This is a genomic window from Kitasatospora sp. NPDC127035, from assembly GCF_042726075.1.
GTDB lineage: Bacteria > Actinomycetota > Actinomycetes > Streptomycetales > Streptomycetaceae > Kitasatospora.
In genome coordinates, this window is record NZ_JBHXDN010000010.1 from 29141 (window position 1) to 54671 (window position 25531).

21 protein-coding genes and 1 pseudogene are annotated in these 25531 nt (G+C 72.9%); 9 read left to right on the forward strand and 13 right to left on the reverse strand.

Annotated elements, in window-relative coordinates; all coding sequences use genetic code 11:
• Positions 1-287: 287 nt before the first annotated feature.
• Positions 288-1715, reverse strand: a complete 1428-nt coding sequence (locus tag ACFWIC_RS08860; protein ID WP_380358413.1) for an NAD(P)-binding domain-containing protein — start codon at positions 1713-1715, stop codon at positions 288-290.
• Between the two features lie 123 nt (positions 1716-1838).
• Between ACFWIC_RS08860 and ACFWIC_RS08865 the strand changes: the two genes are divergently transcribed.
• On the forward strand, positions 1839-2192 hold the full coding sequence (locus ACFWIC_RS08865) for an ArsR/SmtB family transcription factor (protein WP_380358410.1): 354 nt from the start codon (positions 1839-1841) through the stop codon (positions 2190-2192).
• A 52-nt stretch (positions 2193-2244) separates the two neighbouring features.
• Entirely contained in the window at positions 2245-2718 is a 474-nt protein-coding gene (locus ACFWIC_RS08870) for an N-acetyltransferase family protein (protein WP_329880161.1), read from the forward strand.
• Between the two features lie 418 nt (positions 2719-3136).
• Here ACFWIC_RS08870 and arsB read toward each other — a convergent pair whose 3' ends face one another.
• Both arsB and ACFWIC_RS08880 read right to left on the reverse strand, forming a co-directional pair.
• A complete protein-coding gene (gene arsB / locus ACFWIC_RS08875) occupies positions 3137-4228 on the reverse strand; it encodes an ACR3 family arsenite efflux transporter (RefSeq protein WP_380358408.1) in 1092 nt (363 codons plus the stop codon).
• The gene (locus tag ACFWIC_RS08880) at positions 4228-4533 is read right to left on the reverse strand and encodes a metalloregulator ArsR/SmtB family transcription factor (RefSeq protein WP_329880157.1); all 306 of its coding nucleotides are present in this window, start codon (positions 4531-4533) and stop codon (positions 4228-4230) included. The genes arsB and ACFWIC_RS08880 overlap by 1 nt, the downstream gene beginning before the upstream one ends.
• A gap of 107 nt (positions 4534-4640) precedes the next feature.
• Between ACFWIC_RS08880 and ACFWIC_RS08885 the strand changes: the two genes are divergently transcribed.
• Together ACFWIC_RS08885 and ACFWIC_RS08890 are read left to right on the forward strand one after the other, a co-directional pair.
• Positions 4641-5075, forward strand: coding sequence for an arsenate reductase ArsC (locus ACFWIC_RS08885; RefSeq protein WP_329950440.1), 435 nt, complete (start codon positions 4641-4643; stop codon positions 5073-5075).
• A gap of 3 nt (positions 5076-5078) precedes the next feature.
• Positions 5079-5246 (forward strand): hypothetical protein, encoded by a 168-nt coding sequence (locus ACFWIC_RS08890; RefSeq protein WP_380517147.1) that lies wholly within the window; start codon positions 5079-5081, stop codon positions 5244-5246.
• 196 nt (positions 5247-5442) lie between these two features.
• Here ACFWIC_RS08890 and ACFWIC_RS08895 read toward each other — a convergent pair whose 3' ends face one another.
• Positions 5443-7065: an amidase gene (locus ACFWIC_RS08895; RefSeq protein WP_380358401.1), complete on the reverse strand. Its 1623-nt coding sequence runs from the start codon at positions 7063-7065 to the stop codon at positions 5443-5445.
• A gap of 351 nt (positions 7066-7416) precedes the next feature.
• Here ACFWIC_RS08895 and ACFWIC_RS08900 point away from each other — a divergent pair, with 351 nt between their 5' ends.
• Positions 7417-7542 carry a hypothetical protein gene (locus ACFWIC_RS08900; protein WP_380358398.1) on the forward strand — a complete coding sequence of 42 codons (126 nt, stop codon included), beginning with the start codon at positions 7417-7419 and terminating at the stop codon, positions 7540-7542.
• Between the two features lie 319 nt (positions 7543-7861).
• Here ACFWIC_RS08900 and ACFWIC_RS08905 read toward each other — a convergent pair whose 3' ends face one another.
• Together ACFWIC_RS08905 and ACFWIC_RS08910 are read right to left on the reverse strand one after the other, a co-directional pair.
• Positions 7862-8821 (reverse strand): insecticidal delta-endotoxin Cry8Ea1 family protein, encoded by a 960-nt coding sequence (locus ACFWIC_RS08905; protein ID WP_380358395.1) that lies wholly within the window; start codon positions 8819-8821, stop codon positions 7862-7864.
• A gap of 83 nt (positions 8822-8904) precedes the next feature.
• A pseudogene (locus ACFWIC_RS08910) lies at positions 8905-9408 on the reverse strand (NUDIX domain-containing protein); the annotation flags it as partial.
• 453 nt (positions 9409-9861) lie between these two features.
• Here ACFWIC_RS08910 and ACFWIC_RS08915 point away from each other — a divergent pair.
• Both ACFWIC_RS08915 and ACFWIC_RS08920 read left to right on the forward strand, forming a co-directional pair.
• Complete coding sequence (locus ACFWIC_RS08915) at positions 9862-10704, forward strand: hypothetical protein (RefSeq protein ID WP_380517152.1); 843 nt, start codon at positions 9862-9864, stop codon at positions 10702-10704.
• Complete coding sequence (locus ACFWIC_RS08920; protein WP_380517155.1) at positions 10701-11183, forward strand: hypothetical protein; 483 nt, start codon at positions 10701-10703, stop codon at positions 11181-11183. The genes ACFWIC_RS08915 and ACFWIC_RS08920 overlap by 4 nt, the downstream gene beginning before the upstream one ends.
• Before the next feature lie 217 nt (positions 11184-11400).
• Here the strand turns inward: ACFWIC_RS08920 and ACFWIC_RS08925 are convergent, their stop codons facing one another.
• Together ACFWIC_RS08925 and ACFWIC_RS08930 are read right to left on the reverse strand one after the other, a co-directional pair.
• Entirely contained in the window at positions 11401-12300 is a 900-nt protein-coding gene (locus tag ACFWIC_RS08925) for a hypothetical protein (protein ID WP_380358386.1), read from the reverse strand.
• A gap of 1129 nt (positions 12301-13429) precedes the next feature.
• Positions 13430-14482, reverse strand: coding sequence for a hypothetical protein (locus tag ACFWIC_RS08930; RefSeq protein WP_380517158.1), 1053 nt, complete (start codon positions 14480-14482; stop codon positions 13430-13432).
• A gap of 1492 nt (positions 14483-15974) precedes the next feature.
• Between ACFWIC_RS08930 and rho the strand changes: the two genes are divergently transcribed.
• Both rho and ACFWIC_RS08940 read left to right on the forward strand, forming a co-directional pair.
• Entirely contained in the window at positions 15975-17387 is a 1413-nt protein-coding gene (gene rho, locus ACFWIC_RS08935; RefSeq protein ID WP_380517161.1) for a transcription termination factor Rho, read from the forward strand.
• Between the two features lie 522 nt (positions 17388-17909).
• Complete coding sequence (locus tag ACFWIC_RS08940) at positions 17910-18230, forward strand: hypothetical protein (RefSeq protein ID WP_380517164.1); 321 nt, start codon at positions 17910-17912, stop codon at positions 18228-18230.
• Positions 18231-18320: 90 nt separating this feature from the next.
• Here the strand turns inward: ACFWIC_RS08940 and ACFWIC_RS08945 are convergent, their stop codons facing one another.
• The 5 genes from ACFWIC_RS08945 to ACFWIC_RS08965 all read right to left on the reverse strand — a co-directional run bounded on the left by ACFWIC_RS08945 (position 18321) and on the right by ACFWIC_RS08965 (position 25364).
• A complete protein-coding gene (locus tag ACFWIC_RS08945) occupies positions 18321-18833 on the reverse strand; it encodes a nuclear transport factor 2 family protein (protein ID WP_380517166.1) in 513 nt (170 codons plus the stop codon).
• Positions 18834-18923: 90 nt separating this feature from the next.
• A complete protein-coding gene (locus ACFWIC_RS08950; protein ID WP_380517169.1) occupies positions 18924-20288 on the reverse strand; it encodes a carotenoid oxygenase family protein in 1365 nt (454 codons plus the stop codon).
• Between the two features lie 101 nt (positions 20289-20389).
• A complete protein-coding gene (locus ACFWIC_RS08955) occupies positions 20390-21916 on the reverse strand; it encodes an MFS transporter (RefSeq protein WP_380517172.1) in 1527 nt (508 codons plus the stop codon).
• A 110-nt stretch (positions 21917-22026) separates the two neighbouring features.
• On the reverse strand, positions 22027-24027 hold the full coding sequence (locus ACFWIC_RS08960; RefSeq protein ID WP_380517175.1) for an ATP-binding protein: 2001 nt from the start codon (positions 24025-24027) through the stop codon (positions 22027-22029).
• Positions 24003-25364: a cytochrome P450 gene (locus tag ACFWIC_RS08965; RefSeq protein ID WP_380517178.1), complete on the reverse strand. Its 1362-nt coding sequence runs from the start codon at positions 25362-25364 to the stop codon at positions 24003-24005. The genes ACFWIC_RS08960 and ACFWIC_RS08965 overlap by 25 nt, the downstream gene beginning before the upstream one ends.
• Positions 25365-25531 lie beyond the last annotated feature (167 nt).

Below are 25531 nucleotides of genomic sequence, written 5' to 3' on the forward strand. Positions count from 1 at the left end.
CTCGGCGGGTTCGGCGTCCAGGCGATCGGCGTCGCCGGGGTAGCCGCAGCCGGAGGACAGTGCGGCGCGCAGCTCGGGGAGGGTCGCCACCGGCGGCCGGCCGATGCGGCCGTGGCCCCCGTTCCGCCCGGCGGGCCGGGGGCTCACCCCCACAGCCTCACCTCTGATCGTCACTCCCCGGCGCCGGGCCGGGCCTGTGGTGTCGACGCTAGCCGTCCAGGTCCCGGCCGTGGGGCTGTACCGGCGAACCTGCGGACCAGTTGGAGGCCGGCGGGGCCCGCCTTCGCCTATTCCTGGTCGGGGACGGCCTGGACGGTGCGGCGGCGGGGGGCTACGCAGCAGCCACCGTCGGCCGGGGCCTGCTCGGGCGGGGTACCGATGCTGACGGCGACCGGGGCGGGCACGGCGACCGGGGCCGCGCAGCAGCCACCGTCGGCGCCCTGTTCGGCGGCAGGCTCGTCGAACAGGCCTGCGCCGCCACACACCCCGGTCTCCGGGAGGGTGAGCTCGACCCGCCGAGCGGCCTCGTGGTCGCCGGCGAGGTGGGCGGCGACGGAACGGACCTGCTCGTAGCCGGTCATGGCGAGGAACGTCGGAGCCCTGCCGTAGGACTTCATACCGACCAGGTGAACGCCCTTCTCGGGGTGGGAGAGCTCGTTCACGCCGTGCGGGTAGACGGTGCCGCAGGAGTGCTGGTTGGGGTCGATCAGCGGGGCGAGCGCCGCGGGGGCCTGGAGGCGGTCGTCCAGGTGGAGCCGCAGCTCGCCCAGAAAGGACAGGTCCGGGCGCAGGCCCGTCAGGACGATGACCTCGTCCAGATCCTCGGCGCGGTGGCCGTCCTCGGAGACGAGGGCGAGTCTGTCGCCGGCCTGTTCGACGCCGGCGGCCCGAAAGCCTGTGAGTGCACTGGCGTGCCCGTTCTGGACGGCGGCCTTGGCTGCCTGTCCCAGTGCACCGCGCGCCGGGAGCTGGTCGGCGCTGCCGCCGCCGAAGGTCGAGCCGGTGATGCCGCGACGCAGGATCCACACCGCGTGAGTGCCGGTCTCCTCCTCGGCGAGGTCGGCGAGCACGGCGAGGGCCGTGAAGGCGGAGGCGCCGGAGCCGACGACGGCGGTCCGCCTGCCCGCGTACCGGGTGCGCACGGCGGGGTCCCCCAGGTCGGGGACGCGATAGGAGATGCGGGCGGCGTGCGTCTTCTCGCCGATCGCCGGGAGGCCGTCGGCGCCGAGGGGGCTGGGGGTGGACCAGGTGCCGGAGGCGTCGATGACCGCGGCAGCGGTGATCCGCTCCTCACGGCCGTCGGCGGTGGTGACGTGGACGGTGAAGGGCTGGTCCTCACGGCCGGAGTCGACCACGCGGTCGCGGCCGCTGCGGGCGACGCCGGTCACCTGGCTGTCGTAGCGGACCTTGTCAGCGAGGGCGTCGGCGAGCGGCTGCAGGTACAGCTCGGCCCAGTCGGCGCCGGTCGGGTAGGTCGCACCGTCCGGGCGGGTCCAGCCGGTGGGGGCGAGGATCTTCTCAGCAGCGGGGTCAACGAGCTCGGCCCAGGTGGAGAACAGCCGCACGTGGCCCCACTCGCGCACCGCGGCGCCGGCCCAGGGTCCCGCTTCGAGCACCAGCGGGGTCAGACCGCGTGCGGTGATGTGGGCGGCGGCGGCCAGGCCGATCGGGCCGGCGCCGATGACGAGGACTGGCAGGTCGTGGCCTTCGGGCATGGCGATGGTCTCCTTCGAGGTGAGCGGTCGGTGGAGATGAACCGCGTCTCTGATTCGATGAATATCGATGTTCTGGCGATCTCGACCTTGCCACTCGGGTTCGACAGATGTCAACATAGACGTATGTCGAATTCCGAGTTGGCGGTCCTGGAGCCCAAGGCCGTGCCCTGCTGCCCGCCGATCACCGCGGCGGAGCTGTCGGCCGAGGACGCGGTACTGATGGCCGCGATGTTCAAGGCGCTGTCCGACCCGGTGAGGCTGCGGCTGTTCTCGAAGATCGCCTCGCACCCGGGCGGGGAGGCGTGCGTGTGCGACATCCAGGACGTCGGGGTGTCCCAGCCGACCGTCTCCCACCACCTGAAGAAGCTGCGCGAGGCCGGACTGCTGACCAGCGAGCGCAGGGGCACTTGGGTGTACTACCGGGTCGCGCCGTCCGTGGTGGCGGGTATGGCCGCCCTGCTCGACCTCAACCGCTGACCCGCCGCCCGAAGGAGCCCCGTTGCCGCACGCCGTCGTCACCCTCGGGCCGATGGGGCCCGAGCACGCCGAGCAGGTCCTGGCGATCTACCGGGCGGGCATCGAGGAGGGCAACGCCACCTTCGAGACCGTCGTCCCCGCTTGGGACGCCTTCGACGCCACCCGCCTGACGGAGCACCGCCACGTCGCCCTCGGCCCGTCCGACGAGGTGCTGGGCTGGGCCGTGGTCAGCGCGGTCTCCGCCAGGCCTGCCTACGCCGGGGTCGTCGAGCACTCCGTCTACGTACACCCCGGCTGCCGCGGCCTCGGCATTGCCGGCGCCCTCCTGGAGGCGCTGATCGCCTCCACCGAGGCGGCCGGGATCTGGACCATCCAGTCCGGGGTGTTCCCGGAGAACACCGCCAGCCTCGCCCTCCACTCCAGAGCAGGGTTCCGCGTGATCGGCACCCGCGAGCGCGTCGCCCGCCACCACGGCGTCTGGCGCGACGTCCTGCTGATCGAGCGCCGCAGCCCGGCCATCGACTGACACCCCGCGCCCGCCAGTGACTGCCACGTCAAGAGGGTGGCGCACCGAGGTGCAGGCCGGCAGCGCCGGGCGTCGGCGACAGCACCGGGCGGCGGTCCGGCGCGCGGAGACGTGTACTGCGACGGGACGCGGAGGCGAGGGAGAAGCTCGGCGGCGACACCTACCGCAGTGGCCACCGCAGTGCCGCGGCCTTCGCGAAGAGTTGCTTCGCCGCCATCCGCAACCCCGGCAGCCACGAGGCCAACCTGCCCGAGCTGCCCGAGCTGCCCGAGCGCGAAGCCTTGGAGCAACGGCGCTCTCAGCGTGCCGGCCCGGTGAGTGGCCCAGCGACGTCGGAGGCCTGATTCGCCGCTCGGCCCGGCAAGCCCGCGGGATTCACCGGCGGGCTCGCCGGGTCACGGCGTCATGGTCGCAGCGGTCAGGCGGCGGCGGTGTACTTCTTGCGCCAGGCGAGGGAGACGTAGACCAGGGCGATCAGGACGGGGACCTCGATGAGGGGGCCGACGACGCCGGAGAGCGCTTGGCCGGAGGTGACGCCGAAGGTGGCGATGGCGACGGCGATGGCGAGCTCGAAGTTGTTGCCGGCGGCGGTGAAGGCCAGGGTGGCGGTGCGATCGTAGGCGAGACCGATGGCCTTGCCGAGGGCGAACGTGCCGAACCACATGATCGCGAAGTAGACGAGCAGCGGCAGTGCGATGCGGGCGACGTCCAGCGGCTGGGAGGTGATGGTCTTCCCCTGCAGAGCGAACAGGACGACGATCGTGAACAGCAGCCCGTACAACGCCCAGGGGCCGATCCGGGGCAGGACGTTCGCCTCGTAGCGTGCGCGACCGAGCCTTTTCTCGCCGAGGCGGCGCGTCAGGAAGCCTGCGAGGAGGGGAACGCCGAGGAAGACGACGACGTTGAGAGCGATCTTCCACATGGAGATGTCCAGGCGCTGCCCCTCCCCCAGGCCCAGCCAGCCGGGCAGCAGGTCGAGGTAGAACCAGCCGAGCACCCCGAACGCGATCACCTGGAACATCGAGTTGAGGGCGACCAGGACGGCCGCGGCCTCCCGGTCGCCACAGGCGAGGTCGTTCCAGATGATCACCATGGCGATGCAACGCGCCAGGCCCACGATGATCAGGCCGGTGCGGTACTCCGGCAGGTCCGGCAGGAACACCCAGGCGAGAGCGAACATCACCGCCGGGCCGACGATCCAGTTGATCACCAGCGACGAGGTCATCAGCCTGCGGTCACCGGTCACGGCGTCGAGCCGGTCGTAGCGCACCTTCGCCAGCACCGGGTACATCATGACCAGCAGGCCGGCCGCGATCGGCAGGGAGATCCCGCCGATCTCGACCTTCGCCAGCGCGCCGTTCAGTCCGGGGACCAGCCGGCCGAGCCCGATGCCGGCCGCCATCGCGGCCAGGATCCACACCGCGAGGTAGCGGTCGAGGAACGACAGCTCGGCCGCGACCGACAGGCGGTCGGTCGACCCGGGCGCCGGGGCAGGCCCGGTGCGGGCCATCAGCAGGACCTCTTGGTGTCGGCGTTGGCGCGAGCAGTGGCCGCGAGGTCGGCGAACTGCCCCGACAAGGCCTCCAGCACCTCCGGCCGCAGCCGGTAGTACGTGAACCTGCCGCAGGGCTCGGTGTCCACCACGCCCGCCTCACGCAACACCTTGAGGTGGTTGGAGAGGTTGGTCTGGCGGGCGCCGGTCTCCTCCACCAGATGGGTGGTGCACAGGGTCTCGCGAGCCAACAGGGTCACGATCCGGAGCCTGAGCGGGTCGGACAGCACCCGGATCAGATCAGCGTCGACTGACATCATCATGGACTGATATTGTCACATCATCCGCGACTGATACCAGCCCGTACCGGCCGGCGCTTCGCGTCCGCCCCCGCCGGCCGCTGCGCCCGACCATGAAGGACACACCTCCGATGACCGCTACCGCGCCCGCCGCGTCCGTGCTGTTCGTCTGCGTCCACAACGCCGGCCGCTCCCAGATGGCGGCCGGATTCCTCGCCCACCTCGCCGGGGACCGCATCGAGGTCCGCTCCGCCGGCTCCGCGCCCGGCAACGAGATCAACCCGGCCGCTGTCGCCGCCATGGCCGAGGTCGGCATCGACCTCTCCGACCGGGCCCCGAAGGTCCTCACCGCCGAGGCCCTCCAGGCTTCCGACTACGTCATCACCATGGGCTGCGGCGACGCCTGCCCCTACCTCCCCGGAAAGACCTACCTCGACTGGAAGCTCGACGACCCGGCCGGACAGGGTGTCGACGCCGTCCGCCCCGTCCGTGACGCCATCCGCACCCTCATCGAGAACCTGATCGCCGAGATCGACGCCAAGTCCACCGCAGGCCACGAGAGATGACCCATGACCGACACCGCCGCCTGTACAGACGCCCATAGCGTGATCATCATCGGCTCCGGCCCGGCCGGACACACCGCCGCGTTCTGCACGGCCCGGGCCCAGGAGGAGAACAACGCCGAACACCGGCGTGTGCGCGCCGGCGCAACCGCCTGGCATCCGTCCGCCCGGTGACATGAGAGCAAGTCGCGGGGGCGGTATGACTTCGGCGGTGCTCGGTAAGCCGGAGCGCGAGCCGCCTGGCCTGGCCTGGCCTGGCCTGGCCGCCACGATGGATGCCGCCGTCGAGGCCCGGCGCACCACCCACGCGGCCGTCCGGGGGCTCGGCGCCCGGCGCCCCGAAAGGCCGTGGGCCTCGACCGCGGGCGGGCTACGGGAGGGTGGGGAGGTAGTTCGGGGCGTGGCGGGCGTGGGTGGCCTGCTCGAAGGCGTAGGCATAGCCGAGCAGACGGGCGTCACTGAAGCGCGTCCCGAGGAAGGAGACCCCGAGCGGCAGTCCCTGGTCGGTGTAGCCGGCCGGCACGGTGATCTGGGGGTAGCCGGCCACCACCGAGTTGTCGGTCGTGCTGGCGAACGGGCTGGGGGCGTCGGGCTGGAAGTCCACCGGCGTGGCGGGGAGCGTGGTGGGGGTGACGATCGCGTCGAGCTTGTGGACCGCGAGGGTGTCGTCGATGGCGCGCCGGGCCAGGTCGACCGCGGCGGCGCGGTGGGCCCGGTACTGCGGATCGTCCACGTTCCCGTCGGTCTGCTCCGCCAGTTCGAAGTACTCCTGTCCGAACCTCGCCATGTCCTCGATGTCGGCGTGCTCTTCGTTGTACGCGATGAGGCCCGCCAGGTCGGCCGGGTGGGAACCCGGCGTGGCCGCGAGGTAGGCGTTGACGTCGTGCTTGAACTCGGTCATCAGGGCCGGGAGCAGGTGCTCGTGGAGCTTCTCGGGCTGCGGCACGTCCGCGCCCTCGACCACGGTGGCGCCCAGCTGCTTAAGCCGCCGGACGGTGGCGTCGAAGACCCGGTCCGCGTCGGGGCTGATGCCCGTGTGCCCCTCGCGCCAGACGCCGATCCGCTTGCCGCGCAGCGCCCCCCGGTCCAACACCGCGCGGTAGTCGGCCGGGAGCGTGCCCGCGGCGGGTGCGGTGTCCGGGTCCGCGGGATCCGGCCCCTGGATCGCCCACAGGGTCAGCGCGGCGTCGGTGACGTTGCGGGCGATGGGACCGGCGGTGTCCTGGCGGCTGGTGATCGGCACAATGCCGCTGCGGCTCACCAGCCCCAGCGTGGGGCGCACGCCCACCGTCGACGTGGTGGCCGCCGGGTCCACGATCGAGCCGCCCGTGTCGGTGCCGATCGTCACCGCCGCCAGACTCGCCGCCGCGGCCGCCGCCGACCCGCTGGACGAACCGCTCGCACTGCGGTCGAGCACGTACGGGTTGTGGGTCTGCCCGCCGACCGCGCTCCAGCCCGCGACGGCCATCGGGGAGCGGAAGTTGGCCCACTCCGTCATGTTCGCCTTACCCAGGACGACGGCCCCGGCCTCGCGCAGCCGCCGGACCAGTTCCGCGTCCTTGGCGGGCTTCGCCCCCGACAGCGCCGTCGAACCGGCCGTGGTCGGCTGCCGGTCAGCGGTGTCCATGTTCTCCTTGAGCAGGACCGGGATGCCCTCCAGCGGTCCGCGCGCACCGTGGACGCGCCGCGCGCGGTCGCTCGCACGCGCGATGGCCGCCGCGTCGGGGTTGACGGCCACCACCGCCCCCAGACGCGGGTTCAGCCGACGGATCCGGTCGAGGTAGAGCCCGGTCAGCTGCTCGGAGGTCAGCCGGTGGCGCTCCATCGCCTGCTGCAGACCCGCAATCGTCACCCGGTCCAGATCCACCCCCGCGATCCGGTCCGCGGCCCCAGCAGGCCCGGCGTCGGCCTGCGCCGCCACCGGCGCCAGCAGAGCCATCGACACAGCCGCGACCGCCGCGCAGCGCAGCGGAGTCCTGACGAACGAACGCATGGTTGTCTCCCACCCTGTTGCCGAGGCACCCGGCACGGAGCACCCTTGCGGCTCCGCCCCGACGGCGCCACCCAGCCAAAGTACGGAGGGTGCGGCGCGCGGCCTCGATCTCGTACCCACCACGCTAGGCACGCCGCCCGCCCACCGACACGAGGCACACCCCCCAAACGATCAAGGGCCATCCCCCGGACCGGGGGTGGGGACTACCCCACCCCGTCACCGGCCCGACCAGTGCCAACAGGCTGTCAGACCGACAGACCGGAAAACTGAGGAGCCGACGTACGACCTGGCGGCCGGGGTCGTCACCGGCAGCCGACCCGCAGACAGGCTGCCCGAGCGCTGGCCGCGGCAATGCCCCGCACGGTGTTCGGCGATCCGGAGCGCGAGCTGACCGTGCTGGCCAAGACCACGGACGCCGCCGTCGAGGCCGGCCAGGCCGCCGCGCCCGGCCCGGAGGATCAGAGCCCGACACCCTGAACGCCACCGGCCCCGGCGGTGGCCGGGCCGGTCTGGGCGGGCGGCGGGCAGACGCGCGCCTCCAGCCCTCCAGCCGCTCCGCACTGTCCCGGCCCTCGGCGGCATCTTCGTCGAGGCATCGCTCGGCGTCCACGCGGTCGACCGCGAGGAGGTCGATGGCCGGGCCCGGTCGGGTTCGACGGCTGGCGGGCGTGGTCTCGGCACTCCCGGCCTTGGCGCATCGGCCCCGGAGAGGGTCATGCCTCGGCGCACTGCGCCGCGGGTGTCCCTTCCGCACAGGCGGAAGGGACACCCCCGGCGCGCGGGCGGCTCGCACCGATCAGGTCGCGCTGCACAGTGCACACGAGCGGCGCGGGCGCACCGGGTTGGTGCGGAAGGAGAATCCGTAGACCCCGAATTCGGTCCGGTTGTTGACGCTGTATTCGTCGCCCAGACCCGCTCGATCCAGGTCTTGTCGTCGAAGTCCCAGGGCCCGGCCGCGCTGCCACCGCCGCCTCCGCACTTCTCGGCTACGACGCCGTCGAAGGTGCACTGGAAGGCGTCGAACTTGTCGTGGCACCAGACCGGGATCCGGTCCATGTGCTCGGGCAGGAGGGACTTCGGGAAGGCGACGTACTTCTGCAGGAAAGTTCCAGTCATCGCCGTCCAGGACGCTTCCCCACCGACCCCCGTAGACGTGGATGGAGCGGTAGACCTTGTGCCCCTGGGAGTACTTGTCGGGGTCGAGGTAGGGCCAGATCTCCTTGACGTACTCGACGGCGGAGACCGTCATCTCCCGCTGGTATTCCAGGCGCTCGCGCATCACCCGGCCGTACTCCTTGATGACCTGGTCCTGGCCCGCCTTGTACCTGTCCAGAATCCACCAGGCGCAGGAGTCCTTGGAGTCGGGTTCTATCTCCTTGAGCAGCTCGTCCTTGTACCTCTGCACGGTCGAGCTCGCGAAGCCCCACTTCTCGCCGTGCTTGACCACGTCGGCGAGCAGGAGCATCCGCATGTTCGTCAGCTGGGCGGACATGGGGATCAACGCGACCGAGTACCGGCTGTCGCGGAAGGAGGGGTCGGCGGCGAGGATGTCGTCGTGGGCGACGGTCCAGTTCGTCCTGATGTGTTCGAGGTCGGTGCCCTCCTTCGCGAGGTCGACGTAGAGGGAAGCGACCTGCTGGATCCCGGACAACCGGTTCTGCAGGTCGGCGAAGTACGCCTTCTCGATCTCCTCCTCGACGAGCTTCTCGGCCCGGTCCTTGTGGGGCAGGTGGGCGGTGAAACCAGGTGCCGACACCGGAACGGCGCACTCTCCCCCGGACGCTCGGTCTCATGGTCCTGGACGAAGCACAGCACCGGCGGGTTGGGCAGCACCTCCAGATCGAGGCCGAGTTCCTCAAGCAGGTCCCGTCGCAGCGCCTCGGTGAAATCCTCGCCGTCCTCGGCCACGCCGCCGGGGAAGGAGAACTGGTCTCCGGCCGGGCGCTGGCGGCGGATCAGACACACCCGGCCGTCACGGACCAGCACCGCGCACACCCGGCCCCGGACCGGCCCGGCCGCCGTGCCGGCGGTCACGGCCGGGCCCAGGCCGGGCAGGCGGGCAGGCGGGCAGGCGGGCTCGTGCAAGTGGTGCGGACGACCACCCCGCCCAGGGTCAGGTGCTCGCTGAACCAGGTCCGGCAGCACCCGGCGCTGCTCGGCCTCACCGGGGCCGGGGGCTATCCGGCACGGTCCGGGGAGGCGGGCGCGGAGGCGGTGGGAGCGACCGGGCGACTGCGACGGCGGCGCCTGGTGATGGGTGTCGTCATGTCGCGGGCTGTGCCCACCACGCCGTCCCGCCGAACCCCGCCGCCACCCGGACGGCGGACCGCAGTCCGTTCTCACTGGCCGCTGACCTGCGACGACACCCGAAAATCACCGGGTCCGAGGCGAAACTCCCCACCGCAGGCCAGCAGGGGTGCCGAAGCTCCCCAGTGCAGGTCAGCGGCCTGTGGCGGCCTGTGAGCGAGGGCAGGACCAGGTCGGTACCGGCGCCACCAGGAGCTGGTGCGCCTCGCCTCGGCGGCCGCGGCTTCGACGGCCGGTCCGCTCGCGCTCGGCGGCCTCGTCTTCCCGGTCGATCTCCACCAAGAGGGACCGGGACGTCCGTGCCGGACGGTGAGAACCAGGTCGGCGAAGAGCGAACGGCGGCCGGACGACCAGGAGGAGTTCTCGGTCGAAGGGGCTCCTTGGTTCTCGGCGGTCAGGCGAAGCAGGCCGCGGCGGTGCCGCAGATCCCCCGTGCTAGTTTTGAACGCGTTCAAGCACTGAACACCTTCAAGCACAGGAGGGTGCGGGATGGTCAGGCTGGTGTTCACCTGGACGATGGCTGTGCTGCTGGCGGCGCAGCCGGTCGCGGTGGTGGTCTGGTGTCTGGGGCAGATGGAGCGGACAGACCCCCTGTTTCTGGCGCCGCTGTGGGGGTCCGGGGCCGTGGTTGTCCTCTTCCTGGCGAGCCGGCTGGTGGTCCGCAGGACGATGGCCCGGTGGCGGGCCGAGATGCGGTGGCTCGGCCGCGCCGCGGGCCGCTACCTGCTCTGCTGCCTGACGCCCGTCCTCCTGCTGTACGTCGTCGCGGCGCTGCGGGCACCCGGCGGCGAGGACGAGTACGGCTACCCGCTGCCGAAGCCCGAGCATTATCTGGACCAACTCGGCTTCCTGGTCATCTGGATGACGGTACCAACGCTCGTTCTGCTACTCGTCCAGTCACCCCGGGCACAGCAGGGCCGTCATGTGGGCGGGCTCGTGGCGGTGCTTCCCAACATGGTCCCGTCGTTCTTCGCCCTGCTCGGGTACGAGATGGCGTTGGTGCCGGTCGTGCTCCAGACGGTGTACGCACTCGCGGTGATGCCGTCCATCGGCACCGTCGGCGGCCGCGCGGGCGGCGATCGGAACGCCGGCCGCCGGTGGCGGCGCCCCTACGGTCACCTCTCAGCGGGCGTGGCGGCGAACTCGCCTACACCGCCCCCACCGGCGGCCGCCGCCGACGGCTGCGTGCCTTCATCGAACTCCACCGCCCCGGCACCGGTACCGAACACACCGCGGCGCAGCTGGCGGGCTGCGCCCGGCTCTGGGAGCAGCCCGGCCCCGACGGCACGGGGCGGGAGTGGTAGCGGCGCTGACGGGCGTTCCCGAGCGTGATGGTCGTCCTGGTCGGTACCCCGGGCACCGCCGCCGGCGCGGCGGTGGAGGACGTGCTGCTGGTGGCCGAGGAGAACCCGGCCGTCGCCGACCTGCTGGCCGCCGTTCCGGCAGGCGCCGCCCGCCTCGAGGACCTGGCCAAGCACGGACCAGCACCGCACACACCCGCACCCGGCCCGGACCGGCCACCCGTGCCGATGGTCACCGGGCAGGCGGGCTCGTGCCAGATGGTGCGGACGACTACTCCGCCCGGAGTCAGGTGCTCGCTCGACCAGGCCCGGCAGCACGCGGCCCTGGCCCGGCCGGGCCAGGGCCGGCGCCATCCGGCGCAGACCGGAAGGGCGGGCGCGATGGGCGCGGCCGGACGGCGGCGCCTGGTCATGGGTGTCGTCATGCGCAGGCTCTGCCCACCCCGCCATCCCGCCGAGCCCCGCCACCACCCGGACGGCGAACCGCAGTCCGTTCCAACCGGCCGCTGACCTGCGACGACGCCCGAAGCTCGCCGGGTCCGAGGGGAGACTCACCGCACCCAGGGGGCGAAACTCTTCGGTGCAGGTCAGCGGCCTGCACCGGAGAGGGGGGCCGGGTCAGGACCGGCGCCACCAGGAACCGCTGCACCCTTCCCCGCGCAGGTCCACGCCACGGTATTCGCCGGGTGCTATTGGCTCCGTGCGAGGAGTCGACGACAGTGGCGGGTCAGCTGGCGGTGGCGGTCGGCGCGGTGAAGGTCTCTCGCGGCCCGAAGTCGGTGTAGGTCAAGGTGATGGTGCTGGTGACGGTCTTACCACCGGTGGTCATCTTCATGGACTGCGTCTGGGCCAGGACGCGGCCGGCCCGGTCGATCCAGACGTCGAACTGCTTGCCGTCGACGCCCTTGTCGAGCATCTTCTGGTACTCCTTGGGGTCGATGGCCTTGATCTGGGCGGCCGTCAGACCAGCACCGAGATGGTAGGCGGGGACCCCGTTCTTCTGTTCCATGCCCTTGCGGGCGGCGGGGCCGGCATCGACGAGCGCCTTGACGTAGGCGTTGAAGTCGTCGCCCCGGGCCTCGTTGACGACGTCCTCGGCGCTCCACGTGCTTCCCGGCTTGGTCCTGTCACGCGTGAAGATCATCGTGCCGGTGCTGACCGTGTCCATCCACAGCATCGGCTCGTCGTCGCCCCCGAGCGTCATCTTCGACTCGGTCCGGCCCTCACGGGTCGGCGTGTTGTAGTTGACCCGACCGGTCCCCGTGAGAACGGACCCCACCTGGCCGCCCGCCGTCGCGGTGGTCTTCATGGTCTCGGTGGCGGCGTAGGGCGCCCGGTCGGCATTCGCCAGGGCCACCGCAGGGTCGAACGCGCCGGCGGCGTCGACCGGCGCACCGGCGGGGCTCGGCATCGCGGTCGCTGCCGGAGTCGGTGCGACGGTGGGCGTGTCCGCGGTCGCAGCACTGCTCGCTGTCCCGGTCGGCGCGCTGCTGGTGGTCCCGCTCGGCGTGGCCGGGGCGCCGGCAGCCGTCGGGGCGGACTGCGCGTCGCCGTCGTTGCAGGCGGCCACGGCGGACAGGGCGAGCACCGTGGCAACGGTGATCAGGGCGGAACGACGGCTCGTCACAATTTCTCCATCAGGTGAGGTGAACAGGGGAAAGATTCTCACGAACCACCGACATTCCCGAACGTAATTTCGACAGCCTCGCCGGATGCCCCACGGTCGACACAAGCGCGGGCGCGAACGGGAATCGGCGACTGATACCTCGGCATGGGGTCGCTTCACCACTGTCCCCGAGCCGACCGAACGACGGCGCCGGACCGCGCGTGTCACTGCTGCCACCGGCCGGGTGACCGCTGTCCCGACCGGGGCGTCCGCTCCGCGGGGCCGACACCACAACGACACCGGCCTGCCCTCCCGGGGATGAGAACCCGCCCGGGGTCCGGCGCGAGGAAGACGATCGACGCCGTGTCCGGGGAGCGGTCACCAGGACAGGCGGCACTCCCGACAGTGGCCGGCCCGTACTCCCGCGCGCGCCGCAGGCCGGCGTACCTCCGATCCCGGCTCAGGCCGGCCGGTCGATGAGGGTCCGAGCAGTGTCCTGCCGTGCCTCGTCCTCGTAGATGCCGGTGAAGATGCCGCCGCTGCGGCGGGGCCCGGGCGAGTTCCGCGTGGATCTGGGGCAGGGCGGGGGCGTCGGCGAGCGGACGGACGCTCTCCAGGACTCAGGCGGCATCGGTTCAGAAACCGGCCTACGCGTGGAGGGCCGCGGTTGCGCCGCGTTGCTGGTCCTGGCGCACGCAGGTGGTGAGGGCCTCGGCGAGTGCGGGCACGGCCGCCGGGTCGCCGAGCTGGCGAAGGACGGCAACCAGCGCGCAGGTTTCCGGCCAGGACCAGCCCTGGGAGAGGTCCGCGTCGGCCAGGAGCCGGGGCAGCCAGGGAAGTAGTTCGCCTGCGGCCTGTGGTAGGTGGACGACGGCGCGCCAGGCGTCGACATCGGTGTCCAGTGCCCTGCGTCCACCGGCACAACCGGGACCCGAAAACCGCCCGTACCCGAGGCGTTCGGCCGCCGACGCAGGTGGTGCCGCGCGGACTCGGGCGGGTTCCTCGGTACGGCACCGTCCTGCCGCAGCGTTCCGAAGCCCTCCGCCATGGGCAGTGATCATGGCGGAGGGCTTCGGAACGCAGCGGTCCTCCCGGCGCCGGGGATCACCTTCGGCGCGGATCCCGGGCCGGCACCCGGTCTGTGAGCGGGTCAGCGCAGGGTGCGCAGGAAGATGTCCGCCTTGCCGTTGGTGTCGCCGGGGACGAGGTCCTCGGCCGTGGACTGGAAGACCACGTGGCGCCCGCCGGCGCTGACCGTGTCGATCCCGGCCGTGGCGGGGCGGTCGGTCACGGTCTCGTCGGTGCCCGTCTCCAGGTCGCGCAGCGTGAGCGGCGCCGGCCCGGTCGTACCCGACGGGGTGTGCAGGAGGTAGCGGCCGGTGGGGTCGACGGCGACTCCCTTCACGCCGGGTACCACCAGAGCGGTGCCGGACGCGACGTCGTGGACGTACGTGTCGGGGCCCGAGAGGTAGACGACCTTGTTGCCGTCGTCACTGAGCTGGACGAGCTCGGCCGCCCTGCCGGGACCCTCGATCGGACCGGCGGCGGTGTTGCCGGCCCAGTCCCACAGGAAGACGTCGTGCTCACCGCCGTCCTGGTAGGCGAGACGGGTCCCGTCGCCGCTGATGGACGGCCGGACCGCCGCGGTGTTGTGGATGATGTCGACGGTCTGCAGGGCCCCGGTGTCGGGCCTGCGGACCTCGACGCGCTGATTGGGCTCCGGCGGCCTGAACCTGATACTGAAGGCCTGGTGGTTTTCGTTCGCGCCCATGGACGCCTCGCAGGTGAAGAGCGAGCAGGTGTAGGCGGACGTCCATCCCCGGCTCAGATGCTCCTGGTAGAGGGCCGTGTTGGCGAACCTGGGTGCCAGATAGGCGAGGACCTGCCCGTCGCCACTGAGCATGGGCGGCGCCGACGCGTACCCGTCGAACTGCCGGTTCTGCCCCGTCGCCAGATCGCGGACGAACACCCGGTCGTTCCTCCCCGTATTGCCGGGGGTGAGGTTGTTCGCGTACGAGGTGAACACGGCGCGGTCGCCGGCCGGTGTGATCGACACCCGGGCGGAATCATCGTTGGCCTGGGTGCCGTCGGCCGCGACGCTGACCCTCTCGATACCGGCCGAGCGGACGCCGGCACCGCCCACGCCCCCGGCAGGCCCGGCCCAGGCCGCTCCGGGCAGGGCCGCCGCGATCGCACAGACCACGGCCGCCGCGCTCAGGGCGACCCGTCCACGTCTGACTGTTGTGACCCGGTTCGTACGTCCTCGCATGTATCCCCCCACGCAGCTTCCGCTTCGGCTCCCCGTTCGGAGAACCACCGACCATCAAAAAGCGCCGGAGCGACGCGGTCAACGCGTAGACGCGCCAGATGACCCGCCTGGGCAGACGGTTTCGGTCATCCGGGAACCGTCCCCGTCACTCGGCCAACTCCCGCCCCAATGACGACAGTCGGCCCCGGCGAGAATCTGGGTGACGGTCACGGGTGGTCACCTCGCCGATCGATCACCACCGGGACCGAGAACCGCCCCACCGCCACCCGGCACTCGAAACACCCGCCGCCGGCCGGCCCGGCCCCGGCCGCCCCCCCTCGCGGAAACAGGCCATCCCCGCCCCGGGCCGTGGCCGCAGCGGCCTTGGTCATCCGGCTTCGTACGTGACCGTCCTCCGGCCGGCAGCTACGGCCTGGCGCGTCGGTTGAGCCGGGACTTCTCCAGCTCCGACAACGGCGGCTCAGGCGCCGGCCCGGTTTCGTTGTAGACGGCGATGGGGTCGTCCGACGCTGACCACGAACCGACCCACAAGGGTTCACGAGTTGCTGTGGGCCTGTCGGAGGTGGCTCAGCGATCACCATCGGGGAGTCGTCCGGCCTTGGTGACAGGTCCGGACCACCAGTCCGGTTGACCGGCGGGCCGCCGAGAGGCTTCCGGTTCTCGGTGGGCCGACTCCTCGGCCCTGCGGTGCGGTGCGGGGCGGCCTGGGCCGGCTCAGGCTCTCAGGCGGGGGTGGGGTGATCAAGGAAACGGATACGCGCACGTTCGCGGCGTTGGGCGGCCGGAACGTCGGGGTGGCGGGCGTCGGCGTCGTGCCAGCGTCGGTGGGCGTGCAGCGCGCGGGCCTGAACCGGGTGGTTCGGAGCCCAGTGACGGGTCCTCCTGTCGTTGCGGGTCGAGAGACTGTCCATGATCACGTGGCCGGGGCACCGTTCGGAAGCGCCGCTCGGATCGATCCGAGCGCGGCCAAGCCGATATCCCCTCGCCCCACAGCGCCCCGAGACGCTACAATCCACACAGGAGCCACTGGACGCCCACCTCACGGTGCGGGAACCTGGCCCCATGGCACAGCGGACACGGTCCGCGGCCGGCCGCTCCGGATAGCAGGCAGACCGACGCTCCCCGCCCTCCCGGCCAGGCACATCGGCAGTACATGAGCGCCGCCCCGCAGTGGCCGCTTCCCGGGAAAGATCCGCGCTCCTGGCAGACGGTGAACCCCGCGTGCTCACCTCCCTCGCCCACACCGGGGCGCTGGAGCGCCGGACCGCCACCCGCGGACACAACCGCCAGGGTCCGGACGCTCCGGCCGAACTCGTTCCCGAGCTCCGCACCCAGCCGGCAGCGCCACCAACCGCGCCGCTCCACGCCACGTCCGGCCCGCCCAGTGCCGCCAGACACCCTCTGACTCAACAGGAGTACCAATCTCGTGACGACCACCACCGAACCCTCGACCACCACACCGCTGGACAGCCTGCTGAAGGCCGACCTCCATCGACTCGCCTCCGCCCTGAGCGTCCCGGGCGCCTCCCGCCTGCGCAAGGGCGAACTCGTCGAGGCAATCACCGCCAAGCGCCTCGCCGGCCGGCCGACCCCGCCCACGGCCGGTCCCGGTCCCAGGCCCGCCGACACCGAAAGCCCGGGGGCCCGCCCCGCACTGCCGCCTCAGCGAACCCGCGACCGCGCCGGCCGGCCGGCGCAGCCCGCCACCACAGCGGGGAGCGGCCTCGTCCCGGCCTCCGGAGTGCTGGACATCCACGACGGGAACGCCGTCCTGCGGACCTCCGGCTACCTCCCCGGCCCCACCGACCTGCACGTGCCCGCCCGCCAGCTGCGCGCTCTCGGCCTGCGCTCCGGCGACGTCCTGACCGGCGCCGCACGCCCGCACAGCGGCGACCGCCGCCCGCTCCTGGAGCGCATCGACACGGTCAACGGCCGCCCCGCCGACGACCTCCCGCCCCGGCCCGCGTTCAACGACCTGACGCCGCTGTACCCGCAGCAGCACCTGCGTCTGGAGACCGGCCCGCGCGAACTGATCGGCCGGGTCCTCGACCTGGTGGCCCCGATCGGAAAGGGCCAGCGCGGTCTGATCGTGGCACCGCCCAAGGCCGGCAAGACGATGGTCGTGCAGAGGATCGCGGCGGCGATCGCCCACAACCACCCCGAGACGCACCTGATGGTCGTCCTGGTCGACGAGCGTCCGGAGGAGGTCACCGACATGAGGCGCTCGGTCAAGGGCGAAGTCATCGCCTCCACCTTCGACCGGCCCGCCCGCGAGCACATCGCCGTCGCCGAACTCGCCGTCGAGCGCGCCAAGCGACTCGTCGAACTCGGCCACGACGTGGTGGTCCTGCTCGACTCCGTCACCCGCATCACCCGCGCCCACAACGCCGCCGCACCCGCCCACGGACGAACCCTCAGCGGCGGCCTGGACGCCACCGCCATCCAGCGCCCGAAGAAACTCTTCGGCGCGGCCCGCAACGTCGAGAACGGCGGCTCGCTGACCATCCTGGCCACCGCCCTCGTCGACACCGGCTCCCGCATGGACGACCTGATCTTCGAGGAGTTCAAGAGCACCGGCAACATGGAGCTGCGCCTCGACCGCCGCCTCGCCGACAAGCGCCTCTTCCCCGCCGTCGACGTCCGGGCCTCCGGCACCCGCCGCGAGGAACTCCTCCTCGGCCACACCCGCACCCCCGCCGCCCGGACCCTGCGCCGTGTCCTGGGAAACCTCGACCTCCAGCCGGCCGCGGAACTGCTCCTGAACCGCCTCAAGCAGACCACCACCAACACCGAACTTCTGCGCCAGGTGGCAACCAGCGCCCCGACTCCCCCGGCCTGAACCGAACCGGCACCATGTCCTGGAACTCCACCGCCCCTCGCCCGGTCGGAAGTCGTCGTTCTGCCGTGCGGTAGTCCACTCGTGCCCGGCGAAGCGAGCTCTCCGCCCGTCTCACACAGGTGGGCGGCCGCGGGTCGCCCGAATCCCTCCCGGAGGGGCGCCGCCGGCCCGTATGCTGCGGGCCCTGGGCCAGGGTGGACCGGCGGGGGGTTGGGTGCGAGCGGGGGGTGTGCTCGACGGGCGGTACCGGTTGGTCCGCGAGCTCGGCCGGGGCGGATTCGGTGTCGTGTGGGAGGCCTACGACTCCCGGGTCGGCAGGCCCGTGGCGGTCAAGACGGTTCGGAACCTCGCCAGGCTGCGACACTGCCCTTCAGTACAGACACGACACCGCTGTCCAGCGACACACAGCACTGACCGGTAGGGCGCGGTCTGCCCGCGCGCTTCCTCCCCCGCGACCTCGGGCTCGGCCGCCCGGGACCTCAGGCCCGGCTGGACGCCGCCCACGAGGACACCTTCAGCGGCATGCGGGCCGAACTGCCCGGCTCGGTCGCCACGGTGGAGGACTGGCCGGCCATGCTGGCCGCGGCGGGCCTCGTCCCGAGCGGGACGCGGACGTTCCTGGCCGACCGTCCGGCCCCGCTGGACGGGCCGGCCCGCGAGTACCTGCACGTCAGTCTCGCCCGCCGCCGGGACCAGCTGGCCGAGCAGCTGGACGCCGACGACCGCGCGGTCCTCGACGCCCTGCTCGACCCCGAGGCCCCCACCGGCATCCTGACCCGCCCGGACGCCTTCTACCTCACCGCCGTCACCGTCCACACCGCCCGCGCGACCGGCCCCCGGTAGCCGTGACACCGGCCCCGCTCCTTCGAACGAGGGAGCGGGGCCGGTCGGCGTTTCGGCCCGTCGGCCGGTGGTCGGCCGGTGGCCGGCCGGTCAGTGGCCCGGCGGGGTCCAGTCGGCGGGCAGGCCGGACTGGGTCAGGACGTCGGCGAGGCTGTAGTGGTCCTGGTCGGAGGTGATCCGGCCGCGGCGGTCGACGTCGAGCAGGGTGGTCATCGGCACGGCGAAGGCCTTGGGCGCGCCCTTGAGACGGCCGGCGTAGACGGTCTCGACGGTGATGCGCCCGCCGTCGCGGTGGGCGGCGCGCACGGTGACGTGGACGTTGTCGATGAGGCTGTCCGCGCGGGCCTTCCACCCGGCGATCTCCCGGCGGCCGTGGAAGGTGACGCCCACGCCGAGGTCGGTGTAGACGCCGTCGGCGGTGAACAGGGCGCCGAGCGCCCGGGGGTCGGTGCCGTTCCAGGCACAGGCCCAGTCGGCGACGATCCTCGGCGGTCGCCGTCCGGCGTCGTGGGCGTCCTGGGCGGCGAAGGCGGTGGTGGCGGGCGCGGCGGACAGGGCCGCGGCGGCGATCAGGGTGGTCATGGCGCGGGGCAGACGGGACATCGTGGTGGGTCCTTCTTCGGAGGGGGCCGGGTGAGGTCTGGGTGAGGGGCCGGGCGAGGCCGGTTCACGGCGGTGCCCGGGGCGCGTGGGTCAGTCCCGGTCGGCGTCCGGGCCGCTGTCGGGGATCCAGGAACCGTGGAGTCCGGCGCTCACCCGGTGGGGCAGGTGGACGGTGGCGATGCGTTCGAGGCCGGCGGCGTCGAGGACCAGCAGCTGCGAGGCGTCCTGCTTGAGATCGGAGACCACGGTGAGCAGGTAGCCGTCGTCCTCACCGGTCGCCCCGGCGGCGGGGACGAAGACGGCTTCGCCGGGCATCCGGGCGTCGCCGACCTGCCGGATGCGGCGGGCACCGGTGACGCGGTCGTACTTGACCACCCCGTAGCCGCCGAAGCCCTTCTCGTCGGGGAAGGCGACGGCGTACTGGTAGCGGTTCTCGGCGCCCAGGTACGCCTCGTTGAGGGTCGGGAACTCCACGGGCAGGTCGTCGACGATGCGCTCGTCGACGCTGCCGGCCGCCAGGTCGATCACCCAACGGCGGGTGTAGGAACGGGAGACGGGCTCGCTGCCGCGTCCGGGAGCGCCGATCCACCAGTTCCAGGAGAGCCGGAATCCGTCCCGGTCCACGGTGGGGCCCTCCAGGACGATGCGGCCCCGGCCGTCCTCGTAGGCGTTGGCGACGTGCAGCATGTTGCCCGGTTCGACCGAGAACCAGCGGACCTGCCGGGCGCCGTCGTTTCCGCGCGGCATGACGCCGATCCGGGCGGGCTGCTGGTCGTCCCAGCCGTAGGGGATGCCGGAGTGGTCGGTGGGGTCGAAGGTGACGTTGCCCTCGACGAAGACCACGTGCCGGCGGGTGATGGCGAAGTCGTGCTTCAGCGCGCCGGTCGCGCCGGGGACCTCGGCGCTGTGGACGATCTCGCCCTTGGCGTCGGCGACGTAGTACGTCAGGAACGGCGGGAGGGGCGAGGACCCGAAGAAGTGGAGCTCGCCCGTCGCCGGGTCCTCCTTGGGGTGCGCGGTCATCGCGGTGCGCAGCTTGCCGCGGAAGTCGTAGGCGCCGACGGTGTCGAGCTCCCGGGTGAGTTCGAAGGGCAGGTTCGCCTCGCAGAGGGCGAGCAGCCGTCCGGCGTGCTCGATCACGTGGGTGCCGGCGGCGCTGGCGGTGAGGTCGGGCCCGCGTTCGGTCATGTAGGGCGCGCCGTCCAGGGCGGGGGTCCGGACCCAGCGGTTGCGGTACCACTCGGCGCGGCCCTCGCGCAGCCTGATGCCGTGGACCATGCCGCTGCCCTTGAACCAGTGGGTGGGGGTGACGCCGGGCTTGGGGTTGTGGCCGTTGCGCAGGAGCCGGCCGGTGAGCTCGGTGGGCAGGGTGCCCTCGACGGTGAGGCCGGTGACGGCGACCTCGTCGGTGACGGGGGTGAAGTGGCCGGTCAGGTACGGCTTCGCTGTGGTCATGGCAGGAGTCCTTCCGGTGAAGTGCGTTGCGTGTGAGGGGAGTTGTGAGAGGAGTTGGGTGGGAGAGAGGCTGAGCTGGGCGGGCGCGGGCCCCGGGGGAATCAGGCGGTTCGCGGGTCGGGCGCCGGGAGGGGAGCGGCGGTCACGGCCCTCCGGCCGACGGCCCGGGTGAGGAGCAGCGTGAGGAGTGCGGTGGCCGCCGCGACGGAGGCGGAGACGGCGAAGGCGGTCCGGTACCCGGCGGTGAGGGCCTCCAGGTGGGGCCGGTGGGTGGCCGCGTGGGCGGTCACGGATCCGGCCAGCGTGGTCAGGACGGCGAGGCCGATCGCGCCGCCGACCTGGCGGGTGGTGTTGACCAGTCCGCCGGCCAGTCCGGCGTCCCGGGGCGGGACGCCGTCCACGGCGAGAGCGGTGAGCTGGACGAAGGCGGTGCTCAGGCCCAGGCCGATCAGGATGCTCGGCCCGAGGACGTCGGTGAGGTAGCTGCCGTCGGCGTCGATCCGCGACAGCCACAGCAGGCCGGCGGCTTCGGTGAGCAGGGCGGCGATCACGGTGGTGGCCGCGCCGAGGCGCCGGGAGATGCGCGGCGCCAGGGCGGCGCCGAGCATGTTGGCTGCCGCGAGCGGTAGTTGGCCGGCTCCGGTGGCCAGCGGACCCGATCCGAGGACCTGTTGCTGGTAGAGCGGAAGGAAGAAGAACAGGGCGATCCACACGGAGCCCAGCAGCGCCATCAGCAGGTTGCCGGTGGCCACCCGGCCGGTGCCGAGCAGCCGGGGCGGTAGCAGTGCGTTCGGCCGGCGGAGCTCGATCACGGCGAAGACCGGGAGCAGGACGGCGGCGGCGCCCAGGGCGCCGACGACCCGGCCGTCGCTCCAGCCGGCGCCGCGTGCGGTGGTCAGGCCCCAGACCAGGCAGGTCAGGGCGAGGGTGACGGTGGCGGTGCCCAGCAGGTCGAACCGCGCCTCCTCCCGCCCGTCCTTCCGCCCCGACCCGCTCACCTGTCCGCTCACCTGCCCGCTCGCCTGCCGGGGCGCCGGCGGTACGAGGGCCGCCACGGCGGCCAGGACCAGCGCCGACCCGAGCGCGACCGCGTGGAAGATCCAGGGCCAGCCCCGTGCCTGGGTGAGCACACCCCCGAGCAGGACGCCGCCCGCTCCGCCTGCGCCGGAGACCGCGCCCCACACCCCCAGGACCCGGCCGCGCCCGGGGCCGGAGGGGAACTGCTCCATCGCCAGGGCGAGCGCGGCCGGGGCGATCGCCGCCGCGGCGAGGCCCTGGGCGGCGCGGGCGCCGATCAGCACGTCCGAGGTGGCGGCCAGTCCCGCCGCCAGCGAGGCCGCGGCGAACAGCGCGAGCCCGGCGAGCAGGACCCGGCGGCGGCCGAGCAGGTCGGCCGCCCGGCCGCCCGCCAGCAGCAGTGCCCCGAACGCCAGACCGTAGGCGTTGACCACCCAGGTGACCGCGCCGTCCGAGAGGCCGACCCCGGCGCGGATCTGCGGCAGCGCCACGTTCACGATCGAGGTGGCGAGCATGACGGTGAACTGGGCCGCGGCGAGCGCCGCGAGCGCCGCTCCCGGCCGGGGGGACCGGCCTGTCGCCGGCTCCGTCTGCGTGCGTGCAACGTTCATGACGCACAGACTCGGGCCGGTCGCCGTCCACCTTCCAGGCCCGGCGGGCGCGGGGACTGTCCACTCCTGTCCGCACCTGTCCACCGGATCCGGGCGGGGTGCGGGCGTCCTCAGCGGGGGCCGTGCAGCTCCTGCTGCCACAGGGCGTCGCAGAGCAGGTCCAGGCCCTGGCGCAGGTGGCGCCGGTAGGTGCCGTACGGGAGGCTCAGGCGCCGGGCGGCCGCCTCCTGGGTGGGGGCGCCGGAGAAGTACCCCGCCGTCAGGGCCTCGCGGGCGCGCACGCCGCGCGGGTCACGGGCGAGGTCGTCCACCGTCCGGCGCAGCAGGGCGCGCAGCTCCCCGACGGGGTCGGCGGAGTCGGCCGCCAGGCGGGCGCGCAGCAGGGCGCAGGCGGCGAAGGCGTCGGTGTCGCGCCAGTGCGCCAGGGCCTCGCGCACGTCCTGGTCGAACACGCCGCGCGAGACGCCCGACGGCCCGGCCCGGGTGGGCACGGCCGTGGCCGATATGAGGTGGCGGAGCCAGATCTCGACGGGCACCTGGCGCCAGTCGACGCCGAACAGGCCGTAGGTGTGCTCGCCGACCCGCGGCCGGGCGCCGGTGTCGGCGAGGCTGCCCTTGACGCGCGCGGCCCAGGTCTCGGCGTCCCGCCAGACGGCGAAGCCGTAGGCGCGGCCGCGGGCACGGGCCGACTCCGCCTGGGCGCGGGAGCTGCTCAGGTCGATGACGCGCGAGGGGACCTGGTACCGCTCCGGGTAGACCGAGAAGCGGCTGATGCCGATGTGCTCGCCGGGCCGCACCGGCGCGGTGGCGTCGGTGTACTCCCAGGCCGCCGCCACGACGGGGTCGGTGGCCAGGTCCTCGGGGTCGGCGGGGGCGGGCAGGGCGAGGCGGGCGGTGAACGCCACGACGCGGCCCGTGCTCACCAGGCGGTAGACGCTGAAGGACTGCGGCTGGCGTTCCGCCCAGTAGCGGACCAGCTCGGCGGAGGCCGGGCCCTCGGTCTGCTCGGCCATCCGCAGGACGACGTCGAGGTCGTCCGGGTGCAGGGGCCGGTCGTGCACCTCGTCCTCGCGGGACCAGGTGCGCAGCCGTGCCACGATCTCCCCCTCCCGGAAGAGGTGGAAGAGTTCGTCGGTGACGGTCCAGACCCGTTCCTCGGGCGCCTCGCGCAGCAGGCGCAGGTACTCCTCGGCCAGTCGCCGGCGCATCGCCACGAAGGCGTTGGGGGCGCGCCAGCGCAGGTCGGCGGCGAGGGTCTCGCGCGCGGCGTCGTGCGGGTGGAGCCCCCGGTGGGTGGACTCCATGAAGGGCAGGTCCCTGAGCCAGGTGAAGAGCGGGTGGGCGTCCTCGTCGGGCAGCACGGCGGCGAGCAGTTCCTCGGAGGTCGAGTAGGCCTGGGCCGCCACCTCCAGCGCGCGGCGGTGGGCCGCGGTCGGCACCTCGCCGATCAGGCCCGACAGCAGGGTGCGCAGGACGTCGGCCGACGGCGCCCAGACGTCCTCCCGGCTCCAGTCGGCGGCCCTCGCGGCAGCCGCGAGGGACAGGGCCAGTGGGTTGCCTCCGGCGAAGCGGAGGACCCGCTCCCGCAGTTGGGGCAGGACCTGCGCCGCGGTCAGCAGGCCGAGGGCCTGCTCCTCGGTGAACGGCTCCAGTTCGCAGACGTGCAGGAGTCCGGCCCAGGCGGGATCGGCGGTCCACTGGGGCTGCGGTGCGAGGCGGCCCGCCAGGACCACCAGGGTGTCGTCGGCGGCCCCGGGCAGGAACCGCTGCCAGAGCCAGCTCTCCAGCCACTGGCAGTGCTCGAAGGAGTCGACGACGAGGACCGTGCCGGGGACCTCCAGGAGGGGAGCGGCGGCGCGCCGGAAGTGGTCCGGGTCCCGGCTCACGAAACGGCCGTCGAGTTCCAGCACCGGCCGCGCCGCCGCACGGGCGCGGTCGGCCATGCACCGCAGCAGTGTCGACTTGCCGATGCCGCCCGGCCCGGACACGTAGAACGCGAACGGCGCCGGCGGATCGCCGGCCAGGGCCTGGGCGAAGCGGCCGAGTTCCTCGTCCCGGCCGATGAAGGCCCGGACGCGTGCGTTGCTCAGTCGCTCTCCGACGGACGCCATGACGGCTCCTCTCCGCGGGTGGTGGTCGTGGTTCGGGACGGCCTCGTGGTCGTCGTCCGGGAAGGCCCCGGCCGGTGGGGAGCCGGGAGCGGGAGGGGCGTTCGGCCGGGGACGGCGGCGCCTTCGTGTACGGGGGTGAAGTCCAGGGACAGGGCGGCGGGGCCGCGGGTGTACAGGCCGGTCTCCCGGTAGCGGGAACCGGGGCTGTGGCGGACCCGGTCGAGCAGCGGGAGCAGCAGCGCGGCCACGGTCTCGATCTCGGCGCGGGCGAAGGCCGCGCCGACGCACTGGTGGAGCCCGGTGCCGAAGGCCAGGTGCTGGGCGGCGGCGGTGAAGGAGCGGGCGGTGCCCAGGTCCGGGCGGTGGAGGTCGAAGGTGTCCGGGGCGTCGAACGCCTCGGGGTCGCGGTTGGCCGCGCCGATCAGGCAGAAGACGGTGGCGCCCGCCGGGACGACGGTGCCGGCGAACACGGCGTCCCGCTCCGCCTGGCGGGGGACGAGCTGGACGGGCGGGGTGTAGCGCAGGGTCTCGGCGATCGCGGCGGGCAGCAGGGCCGGGTCCCGGCGGACCTGCGCCATCTGCTCGGGGTGGTCGATCAGGTGCTTGAAGAGGTAGCCGAGGGTCTTGTCGGCGGGCTCGACGGCGGCCACCAGAACGTTGATGATCAACGCGGTGACGTCGCGGGTGCTCATGGTGATGCCGTCGAACTCGGCCGTGCAGAGCGTCGATATCAGGTCCTCGCCGGGGTGACGGCGGCGCTGCTCGATGACCGGGACGAGGTAGGCCTCCAGCTCCAGGGCGCGGTCCAGGCAGTGCCGGCGGCGTTCGTCGGTGAGGGTGACGGCGGTGACGAACTCCCCTATCCCGCCGAGCCAGGCGGCGACCTTTCGCCAGTCCTTCCGGTCCAGGCCGAGGATCTCCAGCGTCACCTGGACGGCGAAGGGCTTGCCGAAGTCGTTGACGAGGTCCATCCGCCCCCGGCGGAGGAAGGGCGCGACGAGCTCGGCGGCGTTGGCGCGGATGGTGCGCACCTGGTCCTGCAGGGCCTGTCCGGTGAAGCCCCGGACGACGATCTTTCGTTTGGCGGTGTGTTCCGCCCCGGTCATCTGGGCGAGCACCGGACCGCGCATCACCGGCTCGGCGCGGACCTGCAGCGTCTCGGTGGTGAACGCCTCATGGTCGGTCAGCACCCGCTTCACGTCCCGGTGGCGGGAGAGGAAGTAGCTGTCGACCGCCGGCTCGTAGTGCACCGGTGACCGGTCCCTCAGCCGTGCGAAGTGCCGGTGGGGCGCGGCGGCGAACTCCTCGGACAGGATGCTGAAGCGGGGATCGACCATGGCGGGGGCGGTCCTCTCGGGAAGCGGGTGCACGGGGAGCGCCGGGGCGGCAGGGCTCGGGTGACGGGGGCCGGGTGACGTCGGCTCGGGTGACGGTGACGTGGGTGACGGTGACGTGGGTGACGGGGGCTCGAACGGCGGCGGCTCGGCGGTGGCTCGACAGCGGC

What these genes read in the sequence shown, in the direction of transcription:
- ACFWIC_RS08860 (WP_380358413.1), bottom strand. Translation starts at nt 1,715, where the DNA reads ATGCCCGAAGGCCACGACCTGCCAGTCCTCGTCATCGGCGCCGGCCCG.
- ACFWIC_RS08865 (WP_380358410.1), top strand. Translation starts at nt 1,839, where the DNA reads ATGTCGAATTCCGAGTTGGCGGTCCTGGAGCCCAAGGCCGTGCCCTGC.
- ACFWIC_RS08870 (WP_329880161.1), top strand. Translation starts at nt 2,245, where the DNA reads ATGGGGCCCGAGCACGCCGAGCAGGTCCTGGCGATCTACCGGGCGGGC.
- arsB (WP_380358408.1), bottom strand. Translation starts at nt 4,228, where the DNA reads ATGGCCCGCACCGGGCCTGCCCCGGCGCCCGGGTCGACCGACCGCCTG.
- ACFWIC_RS08880 (WP_329880157.1), bottom strand. Translation starts at nt 4,533, where the DNA reads ATGATGATGTCAGTCGACGCTGATCTGATCCGGGTGCTGTCCGACCCG.
- ACFWIC_RS08885 (WP_329950440.1), top strand. Translation starts at nt 4,641, where the DNA reads ATGACCGCTACCGCGCCCGCCGCGTCCGTGCTGTTCGTCTGCGTCCAC.
- ACFWIC_RS08890 (WP_380517147.1), top strand. Translation starts at nt 5,079, where the DNA reads ATGACCGACACCGCCGCCTGTACAGACGCCCATAGCGTGATCATCATC.
- ACFWIC_RS08895 (WP_380358401.1), bottom strand. Translation starts at nt 7,065, where the DNA reads ATGCGTTCGTTCGTCAGGACTCCGCTGCGCTGCGCGGCGGTCGCGGCT.
- ACFWIC_RS08900 (WP_380358398.1), top strand. Translation starts at nt 7,417, where the DNA reads ATGCCCCGCACGGTGTTCGGCGATCCGGAGCGCGAGCTGACCGTGCTG.
- ACFWIC_RS08915 (WP_380517152.1), top strand. Translation starts at nt 9,862, where the DNA reads ATGGTCAGGCTGGTGTTCACCTGGACGATGGCTGTGCTGCTGGCGGCG.
- ACFWIC_RS08940 (WP_380517164.1), top strand. Translation starts at nt 17,910, where the DNA reads ATGCGGGCCGAACTGCCCGGCTCGGTCGCCACGGTGGAGGACTGGCCG.
- ACFWIC_RS08945 (WP_380517166.1), bottom strand. Translation starts at nt 18,833, where the DNA reads ATGTCCCGTCTGCCCCGCGCCATGACCACCCTGATCGCCGCCGCGGCC.
- ACFWIC_RS08950 (WP_380517169.1), bottom strand. Translation starts at nt 20,288, where the DNA reads ATGACCACAGCGAAGCCGTACCTGACCGGCCACTTCACCCCCGTCACC.
- ACFWIC_RS08955 (WP_380517172.1), bottom strand. Translation starts at nt 21,916, where the DNA reads ATGAACGTTGCACGCACGCAGACGGAGCCGGCGACAGGCCGGTCCCCC.
- ACFWIC_RS08960 (WP_380517175.1), bottom strand. Translation starts at nt 24,027, where the DNA reads ATGGCGTCCGTCGGAGAGCGACTGAGCAACGCACGCGTCCGGGCCTTC.
- ACFWIC_RS08965 (WP_380517178.1), bottom strand. Translation starts at nt 25,364, where the DNA reads ATGGTCGATCCCCGCTTCAGCATCCTGTCCGAGGAGTTCGCCGCCGCG.